The sequence below is a fragment of the Bradyrhizobium sp. 604_D8_N2_3 genome (assembly GCF_051810765.1).
Taxonomy (GTDB): domain Bacteria; phylum Pseudomonadota; class Alphaproteobacteria; order Rhizobiales; family Xanthobacteraceae; genus Bradyrhizobium; species Bradyrhizobium barranii.
In genome coordinates this window covers 5,177,137-5,193,645 of sequence record NZ_JBPWPM010000001.1, presented here as the reverse complement: position 1 = coordinate 5,193,645, position 16,509 = coordinate 5,177,137, and the positions used below count along the sequence as shown (strand labels likewise).

The 16,509-nt window shown below is 64.7% G+C and carries 15 protein-coding genes; 5 read left to right on the top strand and 10 right to left on the bottom strand.

Going from position 1 to position 16,509, the window contains the following annotated elements; all coding sequences use genetic code 11:
- Positions 1-61 precede the first annotated feature (61 nt).
- Positions 62-1,438, bottom strand: coding sequence for a sensor histidine kinase (locus AB7245_RS24700; protein WP_085404600.1), 1,377 nt, complete (start codon positions 1,436-1,438; stop codon positions 62-64).
- Positions 1,435-2,109: a response regulator transcription factor gene (locus tag AB7245_RS24695; RefSeq protein WP_354116181.1), complete on the bottom strand. Its 675-nt coding sequence runs from the start codon at positions 2,107-2,109 to the stop codon at positions 1,435-1,437. The genes AB7245_RS24700 and AB7245_RS24695 overlap by 4 nt, the downstream gene beginning before the upstream one ends.
- Positions 2,110-2,293: 184 nt before the next feature.
- Between AB7245_RS24695 and AB7245_RS24690 the strand changes: the two genes are divergently transcribed.
- The 4 genes from AB7245_RS24690 to AB7245_RS24675 all read left to right on the top strand — a co-directional run bounded on the left by AB7245_RS24690 (position 2,294) and on the right by AB7245_RS24675 (position 7,043).
- Positions 2,294-2,620 (top strand): NIPSNAP family protein, encoded by a 327-nt coding sequence (locus AB7245_RS24690; RefSeq protein ID WP_085404601.1) that lies wholly within the window; start codon positions 2,294-2,296, stop codon positions 2,618-2,620.
- Positions 2,621-2,748: 128 nt separating this feature from the next.
- Entirely contained in the window at positions 2,749-3,600 is an 852-nt protein-coding gene (gene kdsA / locus AB7245_RS24685) for a 3-deoxy-8-phosphooctulonate synthase (RefSeq protein ID WP_085404602.1), read from the top strand.
- Positions 3,600-4,811: an MFS transporter gene (locus AB7245_RS24680; RefSeq protein ID WP_085404603.1), complete on the top strand. Its 1,212-nt coding sequence runs from the start codon at positions 3,600-3,602 to the stop codon at positions 4,809-4,811. The genes kdsA and AB7245_RS24680 overlap by 1 nt, the downstream gene beginning before the upstream one ends.
- A 138-nt stretch (positions 4,812-4,949) precedes the next feature.
- Positions 4,950-7,043 (top strand): methyl-accepting chemotaxis protein, encoded by a 2,094-nt coding sequence (locus AB7245_RS24675; protein ID WP_085404745.1) that lies wholly within the window; start codon positions 4,950-4,952, stop codon positions 7,041-7,043.
- A 73-nt stretch (positions 7,044-7,116) separates the two neighbouring features.
- On the opposite strand, the gene AB7245_RS24670 is transcribed toward AB7245_RS24675, so the two are convergent.
- From AB7245_RS24670 to AB7245_RS24650, 5 genes are read right to left on the bottom strand one after another with little or no spacing between them, the layout of a single operon-like run.
- Positions 7,117-8,022 (bottom strand): HpcH/HpaI aldolase/citrate lyase family protein, encoded by a 906-nt coding sequence (locus tag AB7245_RS24670; RefSeq protein ID WP_014494995.1) that lies wholly within the window; start codon positions 8,020-8,022, stop codon positions 7,117-7,119.
- Positions 8,019-9,281 (bottom strand): CaiB/BaiF CoA transferase family protein, encoded by a 1,263-nt coding sequence (locus AB7245_RS24665; protein ID WP_439035048.1) that lies wholly within the window; start codon positions 9,279-9,281, stop codon positions 8,019-8,021. The genes AB7245_RS24670 and AB7245_RS24665 overlap by 4 nt, the downstream gene beginning before the upstream one ends.
- Positions 9,265-10,368 (bottom strand): ABC transporter ATP-binding protein, encoded by a 1,104-nt coding sequence (locus tag AB7245_RS24660; protein WP_354116182.1) that lies wholly within the window; start codon positions 10,366-10,368, stop codon positions 9,265-9,267. The genes AB7245_RS24665 and AB7245_RS24660 overlap by 17 nt, the downstream gene beginning before the upstream one ends.
- Positions 10,361-12,100, bottom strand: a complete 1,740-nt coding sequence (locus AB7245_RS24655) for an ABC transporter permease (RefSeq protein WP_085404606.1) — start codon at positions 12,098-12,100, stop codon at positions 10,361-10,363. Before AB7245_RS24655 ends, AB7245_RS24660 begins: the two co-directional genes overlap by 8 nt.
- Complete coding sequence (locus tag AB7245_RS24650; protein WP_245344247.1) at positions 12,090-13,208, bottom strand: ABC transporter substrate-binding protein; 1,119 nt, start codon at positions 13,206-13,208, stop codon at positions 12,090-12,092. Before AB7245_RS24650 ends, AB7245_RS24655 begins: the two co-directional genes overlap by 11 nt.
- 102 nt (positions 13,209-13,310) lie before the next feature.
- On the opposite strand from AB7245_RS24650, the gene AB7245_RS24645 reads away from it, so the two are divergent.
- Positions 13,311-13,985 (top strand): GntR family transcriptional regulator, encoded by a 675-nt coding sequence (locus AB7245_RS24645; protein ID WP_208071202.1) that lies wholly within the window; start codon positions 13,311-13,313, stop codon positions 13,983-13,985.
- A gap of 63 nt (positions 13,986-14,048) precedes the next feature.
- On the opposite strand, the gene AB7245_RS24640 is transcribed toward AB7245_RS24645, so the two are convergent.
- The 3 genes from AB7245_RS24640 to AB7245_RS24630 all read right to left on the bottom strand — a co-directional run bounded on the left by AB7245_RS24640 (position 14,049) and on the right by AB7245_RS24630 (position 16,429).
- Entirely contained in the window at positions 14,049-14,846 is a 798-nt protein-coding gene (locus AB7245_RS24640) for a substrate-binding domain-containing protein (protein WP_085404609.1), read from the bottom strand.
- Positions 14,847-14,862: 16 nt separating this feature from the next.
- On the bottom strand, positions 14,863-15,339 hold the full coding sequence (gene queF, locus AB7245_RS24635) for a preQ(1) synthase (protein ID WP_085404610.1): 477 nt from the start codon (positions 15,337-15,339) through the stop codon (positions 14,863-14,865).
- 112 nt (positions 15,340-15,451) lie between these two features.
- The gene (locus AB7245_RS24630; protein ID WP_085404611.1) at positions 15,452-16,429 is read right to left on the bottom strand and encodes a Vgb family protein; all 978 of its coding nucleotides are present in this window, start codon (positions 16,427-16,429) and stop codon (positions 15,452-15,454) included.
- Positions 16,430-16,509 lie beyond the last annotated feature (80 nt).

Below are 16,509 nucleotides of genomic sequence, written 5' to 3'. Positions count from 1 at the left end.
TCGAAGAGTCGCCTGAGCGCATTGCGACAGCATTGCGCTTGAGACGCAGAGACGAATTGAATTAGCCCTGTTGCAGGGGCGGCAGCGTCATCCTGAAGCACGCACCGCCGTTCGGTCCGTCCAGGACCGAAACGTGACCGCCATGCAGGAGCATGATCTCGTGCACCATGTTGAGGCCGAGGCCGGCGCCGCGATCGAGCGGCGTGAGCCGATAGAACGGCTCGAAGATCAGCTCGCGTTGATCGGCCGGAATGCCCGCGCCCTCGTCGGTGACCTCGATGCTGGCGGGGCGGCTGACGCGAATGACGATCGTGCCGCGGCGAGGGCCGTGCTGGATGGCATTCTGCACGAGGTTGGTCAGCGCGCGTTCGAGCGCGGCCGCGTCGCCGAGTACGTCGATCCGCGCCGCAGGCGCGTCGAAGGACAGCTCATAGCCGGCCGCAATCGCGAGCGGTGCGAGGTCGGCGGCAACGCCTTGCGCGACGGAGACCAGGTCGACCGGCACGAATGGATGCCCGCAACGGTCGAGCCGCTGGATATCCAGCAATTGCTCGGCAAGCGTCGCGAGTCGCGCCGCATCCTCGATCAGGCGGGTCTTGTCCGGTCCCGACGGCAATGACTCCAGCCGCGTGTTCAGGATCGCGATCGGCGTACGCAGCTCGTGCGCGGCGTCGGCAACGAAGCGCTTGTGGCGGGCGTAACCCTGATCGAGCCGCGCCAGAGCGTCATTGACCGCGGCCACGAGCGGCACGACTTCAAGCGGAATCTGCTCCACCGACAGCCGCGCGCCGCGCTGATGGATATCGATCCGCCGGGCCTGGTCTGCCGTCGCGTCCAATCCTCTGAAAGCGCGCTGCACGACCATCGGCGTCGCGATGAACGTCGCGGTCCCCATCAACAGCAGGCCGGGGAGCGCGATGCCCAGCAACACGAGTGACGTCGTGAACACCGCCTTGGCGCCGCTGAGCTTGCCCTGCGTCGCCGTGATGACCTGCACGTTGCCGGCGGCCGTGTCGATGCGTTTCAACCGCGCCGCCGGCTTGCGCGGGTCGTCCTCGAAGAGCTGCCAGCCGAGCCGCGCCTGGCTGATCTGGTCGAGGGCGCCGCCGATCCCCGCGAATTCAGCCGGCACGGGGCCTTCACTGAGCGAATGCCCCTGCCTGTCGCGAACCAGCAACCAGAGGTCGGGGGCCTCTTCGCGCAACGCTTTCAGCTCAGCCGTCGGCCGCAGCGTCAGGCCGCCGGCTGCGTCGCGCGCGAGCGCGCTCTGGACGACGTCGATCACGCGATCTTCGTCCCGTTGGACCAGCACGAAGCCTGTAGCGCAAAGCGCGCCGATGATCACGACGACCAAAGCGACGAACAGCGCGGCCTGGAGCGAAAGCAGGCGCCAGCTCAGCCGAGAGCGCAGGCAATATGGGTCGGAGTGCCTGCTCACGGCAGTTTCTTCAGGAGATAGCCGACGCCGCGGATGCCGTGGATCTCCACGTGCGCGTCGGCTTCGGCAAGCTTGCGGCGCAGCCGCGAGACATGCGTATCGAGTGCGTTCGACTGGATCTCGTCGTCGAAGCTGTAGACCGCTTCCTCCAGCGCCGATCGCAGCACGGTCCGGCCCATACGGCGGACCAGGGCTTCGAGCACAAGGAGCTCCCGCCGCGGCAGTTCGAGCGGAGCCCCGTCGACGCTCGCCTCGCGATGGCCGAAGTCGAAGGTGAGGCGGCCGGCGCGAATGATATCGGGCTGAAGCCCGGCGGGCCGGCGCAACACCGCGCGCAGGCGCGCCAGCAATTCCTCCACCGCGAATGGTTTTGCCAGATAATCATCCGCCCCGCTGTCGAGCCCGGCGACGCGATCGGCGAGCTCGCCGCGTGCCGTCAACACGATGATCGGCACACCGTCGGCGCGCGCTCTCAGTTTCGGGATCAGGGCAAGACCGTCGCCGTCGGGCAGCTGGCGATCGAGCAGCACGGCGGCGTGCACGTCGGCGGAAATGGCCTCTTCGGCCTCGGCAAGCGTTGGCACGTGATCGACGATCATGTCGTACCGTTTGAGCGCCGAGGCCAGCGCCCCGGCCATCTCCGCTTCATCCTCGACGAGCAAAATCCGCATGATCCGCACCTGAGCCTCAACCGAAGCGTTGTAGCGGCAGTATCATTGCGGCAGCATTACGGGAACCGGGTGCGATCGGGGCCGGCAAGCCATGCGCCAGACGCCGCGGGCGGCATCGGGCAGGGCCGAAGACACCGTCACGGCCAGCCGCTATAACCCCCGACGTCATCAGGGAGGAACAAGAATGATCTATGAAATGCGCATCTACCGTTGCGTGCCCGGCCGCCTGCCGGCGCTCCTGAAGCGGTTCGAGACGGTCACGCTGAAGCTCTGGGAGAAGCACGGCATCAAGCAGGCCGGGTTCTTCACCACGCTGATCGGCGATTCCAACCAGGAGCTGACCTATTTCCTGGCGTGGGATTCGCTCGCCGACCGCGAAGCGAAGTGGGGCAAGTTCATGACCGACCCGGACTGGATGAAGGCGCGTGCCGAGAGCGAAGCGGACGGCCAGATCGTCGGCAACATCGTCAGCCAGCTCCTGACGCCGACCGCCTTCTCGGCGGTGAAGTAAGGGGCCGCCGGCGCAAGGGCCTCGCACGGAACCCCGGCGCAACCCTGATATTCGGGTGGCCCGGGGCGAATGGGGTTGATCCGACCCTGATGGCGGCTATGGTCGCGCCGAAACGAGGGACATTGGCCTTGAGCTCTTCGACGTCAGCAGCGCCGGTCGTCACCATTGGCACGGTCAAGTTCGGCAATGATCTGCCGATCTCGATCATTGCCGGGCCGTGCCAGCTCGAAAGCCGCCAGCATGCGCTGGAGGTGGCCTCCGCGCTGAAGGAGATTGCCGCGCGGCTGAAGATCGGCCTCGTCTACAAGACCTCGTTCGACAAGGCCAACCGCACCAGCGCGTCGGCAGCGCGCGGTCTCGGGCTCGCACAGTCGCTGCCGATCTTCGCCGAGATCCGCGCCTCCCTCGGCTTGCCGGTCCTGACCGACGTGCATGACGCCGCGCAGTGCGCCGAGGTGGCGCAAGCCGTGGACATCCTCCAGATCCCGGCCTTCCTGTGCCGGCAGACCGATTTGCTGCTGGCGGCCGCCGTGACGGGCAAGGTCGTCAACGTCAAGAAGGGGCAATTCCTTGCGCCCTGGGACATGGCCAATGTCGTGACCAAGATCACGACCGCGAACAATCCCAACGTGCTCGTCACCGAGCGCGGCGCCTCGTTCGGCTACAACACGCTGGTCTCCGACATGCGCGCGCTGCCGATCCTGGCGCGCACCACCGGCGCGCCCGTGATCTTCGACGCCACCCATTCAGTGCAGCAGCCGGGCGGGAAGGGGACGTCCTCGGGCGGCGAGCGTGAATTCGTGCCGGTGCTGGCCCGTGCAGCCGTCGCGGTCGGCGTTGCCGGCGTCTTCATCGAGACCCATCCCGACCCTGATCGCGCGCCCTCGGACGGGCCCAACATGGTGCCGCTGCGCGAGTTCGAAGGGCTGATCCGCACGCTGATGGCATTCGACGCGGTGACGAAAAGCACAACGCGCTGATGTCCCAGCCTGCGACCGGGCCGTCGTCCGACCAGAAGTTTCCGCCCGCGATCAATATCATCGCGCTCGCGAGCTTCTCGGCGGCGTTGTCCACGCGCGCGCTCGATCCCGTCCTGCCGCATGTCGCGGAAGATTTTTCGATCAGCATCACGACGGCCGCCAGCATCGCGGCCGGCTACGCCTTGATCTACGCGCTGGTTCAACCGGTGATCGGAGCCGCTGCCGACCTGTTCGGCAAGGCGCGGTTGATGACACTGTGCCTGGCGCTGCTTGGCGTCTCCTGCATTCTTGGCGCGGTCGCGACCACCTTCTCGGGCCTATTCGCGAGCCGCATCCTCGCCGGGATCGCCTCCGGTGGCGTGTTTCCGGTCGCCCTCGGCCTGACCGCCGACCTCGTCGCACCGGCCAAGCGGCAGGTCGCGATCGGCCGCACGCTTGCGGGGTCGATGACCGGCAATCTGCTCGGCGCGACCGCCTCCGGCATCATCGGTGAACTCATCGGCTGGCGCGGTGTGCTCATGATGCTCGGCGCGCTCGGCCTGATCGCGGCCGTTGCGGTGGCGGCGGGCTTTCGCGGTGCCGCGCTGACGGCGCCGCCGAAGACCGATCTGAAGGCCTTGCGGCAGGGCTACCGGACCATCTTCGCCAACCCCAACACGCGCTACTGCTACTCGGCTGTCTTCGTCGAGGGCTGCTGCGTATTCGGCCTGTTTCCATTCATCGCCGCGCTGCTGTTCGATCTCGGCGAGAAGTCGCCGTCGATCGCGGGCATCGTGATCGCGGGCTTTGCGATCGGCGGATTGTTCTACACCTTCACGGTCTCACGCTTCCTGCCGTGGCTCGGCGTCAGGGGCATGATGATTGCGGGCGCGGGCCTCGTCGGACTGCAGCTCGGCGTGCTCGCCTTCGGTCCCGGATGGAAGCTGCAATTCGCCAGCATGCTGGCGATGGGCTGGGGCTTCTACATGATCCACGGCTGCCTGCAGGTGTTTGCCAGCGAGCTGTCGATCGGGGCGCGGGCGACGGCGATGTCGCTGCATTCGTTCTTCTTCTTCATGGGGCAGACCGTTGGCCCGATCGCCTATGGGCTTGGCCTCCAGCACGGTGGCAAGGTCTCGACCCTGCTCACGAGCGCCGCGATCATGGTGGCGCTTGGTCTCGTCTGCGCCCGGCTGCTCAAGCAGCGGGCACCCTCGGACGCACGGGTCTGAGGGGAGTATCGAACTACCGGTTTCCGTATTTTCCCGGAAGAGATTGGTAGCCAAAGCCGTTCAATCTTAAATCAAATCTCATCGTTCGCTCCGTAGATTGCCCGCGAACCGCGTCTTGGCGGCAATATGGATCAGTCGATGCAAAAGCAGCGTTCGGTCGCCCGCATCCTCGGGGCGGTGGTTGGGTCTCTCGGTCTCGTCCTCGTCGTCATCTGCGCCTATGCGCTGAAGCTCGCGGTCACCCGCTACTCGGACAGCAACCGCATCGTCTCGCTCGCGGTCGCCAGCCGCGACCTGACCAATACGCTCGTGATTTTCCGCCTGGAGCGCGGTGACACGCTGAGCTATCTGGCGTCGGCTGCCCCCGCGCCCGACAGCGTCATGAGCAGTCTCGCCGACCAGCGAGCCACCGTGCAGAAGAATTACGCGCAGGCCTTGCAGAGCCTCGCCTCTGCTGAAGCGCCCGGTCTTGCCGAAAAGCTCGACAAGCTCCGCGGCATCTGGGCGCAGCTCGAGGAGCTGCGGCCGCGCGCGGTCACTGCGCTGAAGCAGGAGAAGGCGGCGCGTGACGCGAACCTGCAACCGAGCTGGGCCAGGATCAGCGACGCCTATATGGACGCGATCGGCGACGTCACCGCCCATGTCGACAACGCGATGACGCTGATCGATCCCGTGGTCGATCGCCTCCTGATCGCCAAGCAGGCCTCCTGGCAGGCCCGCGCCAATGCCGGCCAGACCATTCTGATCCAGTTCTCCTCGATCCTCGCCAACAAGACCTGGACCGCCGCCGATGGCGTCACCTTTGCCGATCTGCGCGGCCGCATCCAGCAGTCCTGGGTGGTCGTGCGCGATCTCAGCCCGAATGTGGCCTCGCCCGAGCTGTTGCAGGCGATCCGTAACGCCGAGCCGGAAATTTCCGGCGCGCTCAGCGACGAACGCAATGCCATTGCGACCAAGCTGCTCGCCGGCGAGCCCGCCGGCGTCGCAGGCATCGACTACCGCGATCGTCAGCTTGTCGGCGCCAACAACGTCGTGATCGTCACACAAACCGCGCTCGCCAACATGATCTCGCGGGCCGAAGACGGCGCCTCGCGCGCCCGCTTCAGCCTGATCCTGTTCGGCCTGCTGGTGCCGGCCTCGCTGGCGCTGACGATCGGCGGGCTGATGCTGATGCGCAACCGCGTCACCCGGCCGCTGACCGCGATCACCGGTGTCATGACCCGTTTCGCGGCGCATGATTTCGCCGGCGAGGTGCCGGGTCTCGGCCGCAACGACGAGATCGGCCGCATGGCCGCGGCGCTCCAGGTGTTCAAGGAAGCCATGATCAACGCCGAGCGCTTGTCCGGCGACCAGGCCGCCGAGCGCGCCGACAAGGAGAAGCGTGCATCCGAATTGTCCGGCCTCGTGCGGCAATTCGAAAGCCGCATCGGCCAGATGGTACAGACGCTGTCGAGCGCCTCGGGCGAGCTGGAGACGACCGCGCGCTCGATGTCGGGCACGGCAGCCGAGGCCCAGACCCAGGCCGGCTCGGCCTCGACCCTTGCCGACCAGGTCGGCGGCGGCGTGCAGACCGTGGCGGCTGCTGCGGAGGAGCTCAACGCCTCGATCCGCGAGATCAACCGTCAAGTCGAGCAGGCGACGCGCGCCACCGAGCAGGCGGTCGTCACCGTCAAGGAAACCGACAGCACCATGCGCGCGCTTGCCGACGGCGCCGATCGCATCGGCGAGGTCATAGGCCTCATCACCTCGATCGCCGGCCAGACCAACCTGCTGGCGCTGAACGCGACGATCGAGGCAGCCCGCGCCGGCGAGTCCGGCAGGGGTTTTGCGGTGGTGGCGAGCGAGGTGAAGAACCTGGCCTCGCAGACGGCGAAGGCGACCGAAGAGATCAGCGCCCAGATCACGGAGATCCAGGGGGCGACGCAGAAGGCGGTCTCGGCGATCGACGGCATCGTCAAGACAATCGAGGAGGTCTCGAGTATCAACCGCGTCATCGCCGCCGCCATCGAGGAGCAGAACAAGGCCACCGCCGAGATCGCAAACACCGTGCAGCACACGGCGGAAGCGACCTCGACCGTCACCCGCAACATCGCAACCGTATCGTCAGCGGCGAACGAGACCGGCCGCGCCGCGTCCGGCGTGCTGAAGGCCGCCGCCAACCTGTCGAGCCAGTCGACCTCGCTGACGTCGGAGGTCGACGGCTTCATCAGCAAGGTGAGGGCGGTGGCGTAAGGGCTGGCGCGCGCTCTATCGAATGTCCTTGGCCCCCAGAGACGGCGCTTCGCGCCGCGCTGGGGTGGCACAATCAACGAGGGCGATGCGCGCGGGCGGCGATTGCTTGCGCGCGTTCGAGCAGCGCTTCGGCGCGCTGCACGATCGGAATATCAATCATCTTGCCGTCGATGGCGAAGGATGCGCGGCCCTCGGCAGCCGCCTGCTTGTTGAGCGCAACGACGCGCTCGGCGTCCGCCACCTCCTTGGCGGAGGGGCTGAAACCCTCGTTCAGGATCGGCACCAGCGACGGATGGATACAGGCAGAGCCCACGAAGCCAAAGTCCGCAGAGCGCCTGACGATCCTTGTGTATCCTTCCAGATCGGAGAAATCGGCGACTGAGCCGATGGTGCCGAGCGGCATGATGCCGGCGGCGCGGGCTGCCTGCACGACCTGTTGCTTCGGCATCAACAGGGTTTCTTCCGTCGGCTTGGCGCCGATGGCGGTGGCATAATCTTCCGCACCCAGTGAAATGCCGGCCAGCCGCGGGATCGATCGCGCGATCTCGTGAGCCCTGGAGAGAGGACCGGGCGCCTCGATCAGGCCGACAAACCAGATCTTGCCGATGGGCAATCCGCGCTCGATCTCCAGTCTGGTCACCATCTCGTCGAGCAGGCGCAGATGCTCGGCGCCTTCGACCTTGGTGATCTTGATCGCGTCCACGCCGGCGATGACAGCCGCTTCCAGATCGGGCACCGCCAATTCGAGCGGCTGGTTGATCCGCACCATGACATCGGAACTTCCGGTGTCGCGAAAGCGCTTCACGATGCCCGGGATCAGCTTTCGAGCGTTGGCCTTTTCAGCCAGCGGCACGCTGTCCTCGAGATCGATGATCAGCGCGTCCGCGCCGCGCTCGACGGCCTTGACCACGAACCGCTCGACGTTCGCGGGTACGAACAGCGCAGAGCGCCAGACGGGGAATTTTCGTTCAACTGTCATGTGCTGGTTTCCTTCACAACGCCCGAGGCGAGGGCGGCATCGATGTCGTCAGGGCTGAGGCCGGCTTCGGCCAGGATGGTGCGACTGTGCTGACCGAGGCGTGGCGCAGGCGTCCGGATGCTTCCGGGCGTCTCGGACAGGCGTACCGGGACGGCGTGCATCGGGAACGTTCCCATGTCCTCGTCGGGATAGTCGGCCAGCAGTCGCCGGGCCTGCACGTGGCGATCGTTCATCAAGCGGACGGTGTCGTTGACCGGACCGATCGTGACCTCGGCCGCCTCGAAGAAGGCGACGTTGTCGTCGACCGTTCGTGTCGCGATGAAATCGCCGATGATCTTGTCGAGTTCGGCGACATGGACGAGCCTCTGCTCGTTGGTCTTGAACTTTGGATCCTCGCAGAGTTCCGGGCGGCCGATCGAACGCAGCACCCGCATCGCCATGCCTTGCGTGGATGCCGACAGGCAAACCCAGCCGCCATCGAGCGTGCGGTAGACATTGCGCGGTACCGAGCCGCTCGAGCGGCTCCCGCTGCGCGGTTTGACCACGCCGGTCAAACGGTAATTTGCCGCCTGAGGCCCGAGCGAGTTGACGATCGGGTCGAGCAGCGGCAGGTCGATCACCTGTCCCTTTCCGCCGTTGATCTCGACTTCCCGCAGCGCCGCCATGGCTGCGAACGCTCCGGTGAGACCGGACAGGGCATCGGCCAGATACATAGGCGGCAATACCGGCTCTCGATCGGGGAAGCCGTTCATCTCGGCGAAACCCGAAAAGCCTTCCACCAATGTCCCGAAGCCGGGCCGGCGATGATAGGGGCCGGTCTGCCCCCATCCCGATATGCGAACGATCACAAGCTTGGGCTCCAGCCGCAGCAGTTCCTCCGGCGAGAGCCCCATCTGCTCGAGCGTGCCGGGACGGAAACTCTCGACTAGCATCGCGGCGCCGGGAATCATCTTGCGGATCAGCGGCACCGCTTCGTCGTGACGGAATTCCAGGCAGATGCTGCGCTTGTTGCGCGAATGGATCTTCCAGTTGGTTTCGACACCCTTGGTGCGCCAGCCGCGCAGCGTATCGCCTTCGCGCGGCTCGACCTTGATGACGTCGGCGCCGAAGTCGGCGAGATGCTGGGTGAGCAGATTGCCTGCGACCAGCCTCGAGAGGTCGATGACGCGGAGCCCTGTCAGCGGGCCGCGGACACCGGGGGTGTAGTCGGCCTGATGCAGTCCGCTTTCGGGAGAGGTGGCGTCAGTGGGATTTACCATGGTTCCGTTCTGTAAACAGGATGCCGCCGGTGACAGGCAGCCACAGGCGCAACTGGCGGTCAGTCGTTGCCTCCTGGGTTTCGATGCGGATCTGATTTCCGCCGACGCTCAATCCGATTTGCCATCGGCCGCCAACATAGGAATGGCTGACCACGTCGGCTTCGACGATCGAACCTCCGATCGCCTGATCGTTGGCCGCCGTCAGGCGCATCTGCTCGGGGCGATAGGCAAACGTGACCTTGTCGCCGAGGGATGGACGTTTGTCGGACTTGATCAGAACGCGCTGACCATCGGCGAGACTGACCAGTGTCTGTCCATCGCCGTCGGGCGCCCCGACCACGTCGCCGTTCAGGAAATTGGTCGTTCCGATGAAGTCGGCGACGAAACTGTCTGCCGGCCGCGTGTAGATCTCTTGGGGCGAGCCGATCTGGCTGATGCGGCCGCCATTCATGACCACGATGCGGTCGGACAGTGCCAGCGCTTCGACCTGGTCGTGCGTCACGTAGATCGTCGTCAGGCCGAGGCGCGTGCGCAGTTCGGCAAGCCAGGTCCGGGCGCGATCGCGCAGCTTTGCGTCGAGATTCGACAGGGGCTCGTCGAGCAGGAGGATTTCGGGCTGGTAGACCAACGTTCGCGCGAGCGCGACCCGCTGCTGCTGGCCGCCCGAGAGCTGATGCGGATAGCGGTCCTGAAAGCGCTCCATCTCGACGAGAGCGAGACTCTCCTCGACGCGGCGCTTGCAGTCGGCGGTCGATACCTTGCGCAGCTTGAGCGGAAACACGACGTTGTCATAGACCGTCATGTGCGGCCACAAAGCGTAGCTCTGGAACACGAGCCCGCAATGGCGCGCTTCCGGCGGCAGGAAGATTCCCTTTTCTCCGTCGAAATAGGTCTTGTTGCCGACGCGGATGCGTCCGCTCGTCGGTTGATCCAGTCCGGCAATGGCGCCGAGCGTTGTTGACTTGCCGCACCCTGACGGCCCCAGCAGCGTGACGAACTCGCCATCGGCAACGTGGATGTTGACGTCGTCGATCGCTTTGACCGGTCCGTACCGCTTGTGCAGGTTCTCGATCAGCAACTCAGCCATAAAGCTTCACTCCGAGAAAAGCGCGCGCCGCCGTGACACAGACGCCGATGACCAGGATCTGGATCGTCGCCAGCGCGGACACCAGACCGACCTCGCCCTGCGTCCATGCCTGGAGCAGCGTGGTCCCGATCACTTCGCTGCCGGGAGCGAACAGGAAGATCGCTGTCGTGTATTCCTTGAAGAACGTGATGAAGAGGATGATGAAGCAGGCAACGAGTGCCGGCCGCAACAAAGGCAAAACGATGCGCCGGCTCGTCGTCCACCAGTCCGCGCCCTGCGTACGGGCGGCGCGATCGAAATCCGGGCTCATCTGCAACAACATCGGAGCAACGGCACCGAGCCCCACAGGAATGAAGTGCATCGTGAAGGCGGCAACCAGAATCCAGATCGTGTTTCGGAGGCCGCCCAAGCCGGGCACGAGCGCAAACGCATAGAAGAAACCGATGCCGGCGACGACGCCGGGCACGGCACGGGGAAACAGTGCGACGTAGTGTAGCGCGCCACGCCAGCGGAAGTCGGACCGCAGCACGATGATGGCGATCAGGGCGACCATCGCAGTGGCGACGACGCCACCGACCGAACTGACGATCAGCGAGTTCCAGATCGAACGCGGGTAGACCGGGTATTCGAGTATGTTGGCGAAGTTGCCGAGCGTCAGCACCTCGCTGATCGGCACCATCGGCGACAGCAGGCTCGTGAAGGCGCGCAGCAGCAGCGCGCCGATCGGCATCACGACAGTTGCGGTGATGTAGATCGCCGAGACGATGCAAAGCGGCCAGCGCAGGTTGTTCAGGCGGAAAGGGCGCGGTCGCGTGGCCTTGCCGCCGAGCGTGACGAAGCGCCTTGTATTGCCGAGCAGGCGTCCTTGTAGCCACACCAACACGCAGACGACGGCAAGCATCAGCACGGCAGCCGTTGCCACCAGCCCGTGATCGGGGCGGGCCGACGCCACGCCGTTGTTGTAGAGGAACGTGGTCAGCACAGTGATGCCGGCGGGATCTCCGAACACCAGCGGAATCGCGAGGAGTTCCAGTCCCACAGTGAAGTTCAGCACGGCACTATAGGCGATCGCCGGCATGAGGAGCGGCAGCGTGATCCGCCACAAGGTCCTCAAGGTGCCGGCGCCGGTCACGCGCGCGGCTTCCTCCAAAGTCGGGTCGGTGATCGAGGCCGACGACATGCAGTAGATGTAGGCGACCGGTGCTTGCGAGACGCCTGCGATCATCGCCATGCCTGGCAGCGAGTAGAGATTCCAGGGCGCGCCGTCGAAGATCGACTGAACCAGAAGCGTGAGGTAGCCGGCCGGTCCGTAGATCGTGTACCAGCCGAACGACAGTACCAGCGCCGAGAGATAGATCGGCCACAGGAAGAGCTCGCCGAACAACCGGGCAAACGGCATGTCGGTGCGGCCGAACAGCACCGCCGCCAGCGTGCCCAGCGTCTGCGAAATCACGGTGGTGAGGGTGGCGAACACGAACGTGTTCCAGATGACGAGCGCGAAGCCGTCGGTGCGAAGCAGGCGCCCGAAATTGCCCAGCGTCAGTTGCTGGCCGGAATCGTAGAGCGCACGATCCAGGAAAGATTGATAGAGAACGGGCAGGAGAGGCGCTGCGATCAGGACAATTGTCAGCAGCGCCATGCCATACTGGATGACGGTATCGCGGCCGGGCAGCGGCTTCGGCAAGGCGTCCGCGGCCGATGACCCCAGTGCGCTGCTTGCGTCAAGCGACATTGAAGGTCTTTTTCCAGCGCGCGAGGAAGCTGTCGTAGTCCCGCACCGCGTCCCGATCGTAGCCGATGTAGCAGATGTTCTGCTCGCCGACGGCTTCCACGATCGACGAGTAGGTGTGGCGGATTCCGTCGCCCGGCTTCACACCGGGGCGTGCCGGCGTCAGGCCGCCCCGTCCGAATGCGCGCTGACCGTCCTCCGAGACGACGTAGTCGAGCATCAGTTTTGCTGCGTTGACGTTCTTCGATCCCTTCGGAATCGCGATGCCACGCAGCACGACCGGCTGACCGTCTCCGATGAAGCTCCAGCCGAGGATCTTTGCCCGCGCCGGATCGTTCAGGCGCGGCCAGAAGGTGATGGCCGAAACGAAGAAGCCCATGGTGTATTCGCCGGAGGTGACCTTCTCGGTCATTGGGCCGCCGGAGCGCTCGAATCGGGGCGAGAGCTTTGCAAGTTGGGCGAACCAGTCCCAGGCCTTTTCGCCGTGCTGCTTCACGAACGCATAGCTGATGCCGTAGCCGAAAGTTGTTTGATGCACGCCGTAGCTGGTGATGCGGTTGCGCCAGGTCTTCTCGTTTGCGACCGCAAGCTCGACGAACTCGGCAAGTGTCTTGGGACGCTTGCCGTCGGCCACCAGCGTGTTGTTCCAGATCAGCGCCATGGGGTCGGACGAGACGGTGTAGACGCCGGGAAACGGCTTTGACCAATCCGGCCAGGCCTTCGCTTCAGGCGATAGGTAGTCGAGGACTTCACCGCGCTCCTGGAAATCGATCCATCCGCCCGGATCGGCCGTCGCGATGAGGTCGCAGGTGCGGCTGTTGGTGCTCCGCTCGGCCAGATATCGCTCGAAGCTCTCGCGGGAGGCGGGGAGATCCAGGGTCTCGACCTTGATCTTCGGGTAGAGCTTGTTGAAGCCCTCGATCACGGGACGCCAGTTTTCCGGCGACATAATCGAGTAAATGAGGAGGCTGCCCTCGTTATGGGCGTCGTCGATGATCTTCTGATAGTTCTCGGGATACCCGTTCGGCGCCGCCTGGGCCGTGCCCCGGAGCCCCATCGTGGCGCCGAGAACCGACATCACCATTAAGCTTCTACGATCGATGCCGGACATCTACTGTTCCTCCCGTCGTCGCGATTTGTTATGTACATTTATTGGCGCCAATTTGTGCGCAATAGTTGCGGTGAGTCAAGCGCTCCAAAAAGGGAAGCAGCCATGAAAGTACGGAAGGAGCAGAAGAGGCTGTTGGCGGCGGAAATCGGTGCCGCCATCCTGCAAGGCGACTACCGGCCAGGCGAATGGTTGCGCCAGATCGACCTGGAAGAAGCCTTCGCTGCCAAACGGTTTGACGTCCGGAGTGCGCTGACCCAGCTTGCCGCAAGCGGGATGGTGACGCATGTCGAAAATCGCGGATACCGGGTCGCGCAACCCGACTTGAACGTCGTTCGCGAGATATTGGCGATCCGCACGCTGCTCGAAGTTGAAGCGGCAAGGCAGGCGCTACCGAATATCGGCCCCGACGAACTCAAGAAGATCAAGCAGGCTCAGCAAATCTTCGAAGATGCTGTGGCGCGCGGCAGCAAGGCGGATCAGGCAAATACCAACGCAGCCTTTCACGACGAGATCTATCGCCATGCAGCGAACCAATCGCTCGCCAGCCTCATCGTGGAAATCAGAAATCGCGCCAGACCAGGGCCGATTGCTTTGTGGCCTTCGAACGCCGAGCTGCAGAGAAGTGCTGCACACCATGTCGAGATCGTCGATGCGATCGAGTCTCGCGATCTCGCCGCGCTCGTTGCAGCAGTGCGACGACACATCGTCGAATCCGGCGCCAACTATCCGGCGCGCGATCTCGGTCCGGTCAAGAAGGCCTCGGCAGCCTCCGATTGACCAGGAGTGGCGAAGCCCCTCTGTTGAGGGCGTGTCAGGAGTAGCGCACGGAGTAGGCCTGCCTCAATTCGCGCCCCCAGCCGGGATCGGCTCCATGCCGCTTGCGATGATCACGTCGCGGGCGGCGGGGGAGGCGAGGAACTTGATCAAGGCACGGCCGGCTTCGGGCTCCTTCGAACCGGCCGCGATCCCGGCCGAGAAGATCGTGATCTCCTGCAATTCGTTCGGCAGCGGTCCGACGATGTCGATGCCGTGCACGGGCTTCAGCTCGCTGATCTGCTGGAAGCCGAGCTCGGCCTCGCCGTGCGCGACGATCTCGCCGACCGGCGTTGCCGGAATCTTTCGTGCCTTGTCCTTCATGACATCGGCGATGCCGAGCTTGTCAAACATCTCGGTCGAGACATAGACGCCGCTGGCGCTATCGGAATAGGCGATCGTTTTCGCCGCCAGCAGCGCGCGCTTGACGGCCTCCACCGAGCTGATGTCCGGCTTCGACGCACCCGATTTCACGGCAACGCCGATCGGAGATCTGGTGAGGTCGACCTGGCTGCCGGCCACGACCTTGCCCTTGCCGGTGAGGTCGGTGAGGGCATAGCCCACCATGATCAGGACATCGGCGGGTTCGCCGCGCTCCAGCCGGACCGGGATCGCATTGGTGGTCGTCCCCATCGACGGCCCATATTCCGTCAGCACTTTGTTGCCGGTGGCCTTCTCGAATTCCGGCACGAGCGCCTTGTAGGCAGCCGTCAATCCGCCCGAGATCATCACATGGACCTCGGCAGCTTCGGCCACGCCGGTCAGCCACAGGACGGTTAGAACGCCGAAGGCAATGTTGCGGAATGTTGCTGATATCGATGTCATCGTCATTCGTCTCCAACTAACCCCGTCCGCGATACGGCACGACGCCTTGCTCTGGCACCCACAATCCCTTCGGCACGCGGCCGGTCTGCCAGAACACGTCGATCGGGATACCGCCGCGCGGATACCAGTAACCGCCGATGCGCAAGAACTTCGGCTTGATCTCGCTCGCGATGCGCTTGCCGATCATGACGGTGCAATCCTCGTGGAATGCGCCGTGATTGCGGAAGCTCGCGATGTAGAGCTTGAGCGACTTCGACTCCAGCAGCCAAGGGCCGGGTGCGTAGTCGATCATCAGATGCGCGAAATCCGGTTGTCCCGTGACCGGGCACAGCGAGGTGAATTCCGGCACGGTGAAGCGCACCAGATAGTCCGTGCCCTTTTGCGGATTGGGCACGCGGTCGAGCTGGGCTTCTTCCGGTGTGTGCGGCCATTCGACCGCACGGCCGAGCTGGAGGGATTTCTTCGCCATCGTCGTCACATCCTGTTCGAGCATGATCCGGAAAAGTGGGCACCGGTTTTCCGAAAGATCATGCTCAACTAAAAAACCGGAGCGCGATAAGATCGCGCTCCAGAGGATGCCGGGATGGACGCAAATGTCGCCGTCGTCAACCAGCCGCGATCGTCTGGATCATGACGATCCGGTCGTTGCCGGACTCGCAGCCCCACAGCTCGCCCGGGCGGCCGTCGAGCTGGCGCACATTGGCATTGGCCATGTCGCTGGCGAAAACGTTGAACCGCTCGGTCGTGGGATCGAAGCGGACGATGGCATTGGCGGAGAAATCGGTCAGCCAGACCTTGTCCTTGTCGTCGACATAGACGGCATAGGTGCGAGGGCGATCGCCCGGCAGCTTCCAGGTTTTCCAGGAGTCCTTGGCGGGATCGTGCACCGAGACGCGACCGCTGTTCCACTCGCTGACCCAGATCCGGCTTTGCGAATCTGACCAGACCCGCCGCGACCCCTGGCTCGGCGTCGGCGGCTCGACAATGGCGGCATTGCCGGTCGCAAGATCAATCTTCGCGATATGGCTGCCGGCCAGCGAGGCGTACCAGACCTCACCCTTGGGCGTCACCGCGATGCCGTAGGGGCCAACACCCCTGGGCGCCCTGAACACGTCCATCTCGCCCGATCTCGGCTTGAGCCGGCCGTAATAGCCGGACTGGCCGGTGAACCAGTAGGTGCCTTCCTTGTCGAACACGCCGGTGTTGAGATTGGCGGAGGCGAACTTTTCGGGCAGGCGGAACAGCGTGACCTTGAGATCGCCGGGATCGACCCGGGCGATCGCGTTCTGGCCGCCCTCGGTGATCCAGGGGGCACCGTCGGGGCCGATCGTCACGCCGTGCGGTGCGGCGCCCTGGCCGAGGCTGACTGTCTTGAAACTGCCATCCCGGGGGTCGAGCCTACCCAGCATGCCCTTGCCCTGCGCCGTGAACCAGACCGTGCCGTCGCGAGCGGGGGCGAGGTCGTGCAGGCCGATGCCGGCGCTGATGGGGAAATATTTTGTCCGGAACAGGCCTTCCTGCGCAAAACTTGGGCGGACGGCGAGGAGGGCGGCGCTCGAGGCAAGAAACTGGCGGCGGTTCATGGCGTTACCCCGACTGTTTCAGATTGAGGTTGGACGCGCAGAGCAGGCGACTTCAAGGATAGTCCGAGCCCGCTCACGCG

What these genes read in the sequence shown, in the direction of transcription:
- AB7245_RS24670 (WP_014494995.1), bottom strand. Translation starts at nt 8,022, where the DNA reads ATGACAGTTGAACGAAAATTCCCCGTCTGGCGCTCTGCGCTGTTCGTA.
- AB7245_RS24640 (WP_085404609.1), bottom strand. Translation starts at nt 14,846, where the DNA reads ATGACATCGATATCAGCAACATTCCGCAACATTGCCTTCGGCGTTCTA.
- AB7245_RS24660 (WP_354116182.1), bottom strand. Translation starts at nt 10,368, where the DNA reads ATGGCTGAGTTGCTGATCGAGAACCTGCACAAGCGGTACGGACCGGTC.
- AB7245_RS24650 (WP_245344247.1), bottom strand. Translation starts at nt 13,208, where the DNA reads ATGTCCGGCATCGATCGTAGAAGCTTAATGGTGATGTCGGTTCTCGGC.
- AB7245_RS24655 (WP_085404606.1), bottom strand. Translation starts at nt 12,100, where the DNA reads ATGTCGCTTGACGCAAGCAGCGCACTGGGGTCATCGGCCGCGGACGCC.
- AB7245_RS24630 (WP_085404611.1), bottom strand. Translation starts at nt 16,429, where the DNA reads ATGAACCGCCGCCAGTTTCTTGCCTCGAGCGCCGCCCTCCTCGCCGTC.
- queF (WP_085404610.1), bottom strand. Translation starts at nt 15,339, where the DNA reads ATGCTCGAACAGGATGTGACGACGATGGCGAAGAAATCCCTCCAGCTC.
- AB7245_RS24680 (WP_085404603.1), top strand. Translation starts at nt 3,600, where the DNA reads ATGTCCCAGCCTGCGACCGGGCCGTCGTCCGACCAGAAGTTTCCGCCC.
- AB7245_RS24695 (WP_354116181.1), bottom strand. Translation starts at nt 2,109, where the DNA reads ATGCGGATTTTGCTCGTCGAGGATGAAGCGGAGATGGCCGGGGCGCTG.
- AB7245_RS24690 (WP_085404601.1), top strand. Translation starts at nt 2,294, where the DNA reads ATGATCTATGAAATGCGCATCTACCGTTGCGTGCCCGGCCGCCTGCCG.
- AB7245_RS24675 (WP_085404745.1), top strand. Translation starts at nt 4,950, where the DNA reads ATGCAAAAGCAGCGTTCGGTCGCCCGCATCCTCGGGGCGGTGGTTGGG.
- AB7245_RS24645 (WP_208071202.1), top strand. Translation starts at nt 13,311, where the DNA reads ATGAAAGTACGGAAGGAGCAGAAGAGGCTGTTGGCGGCGGAAATCGGT.
- AB7245_RS24665 (WP_439035048.1), bottom strand. Translation starts at nt 9,281, where the DNA reads ATGGTAAATCCCACTGACGCCACCTCTCCCGAAAGCGGACTGCATCAG.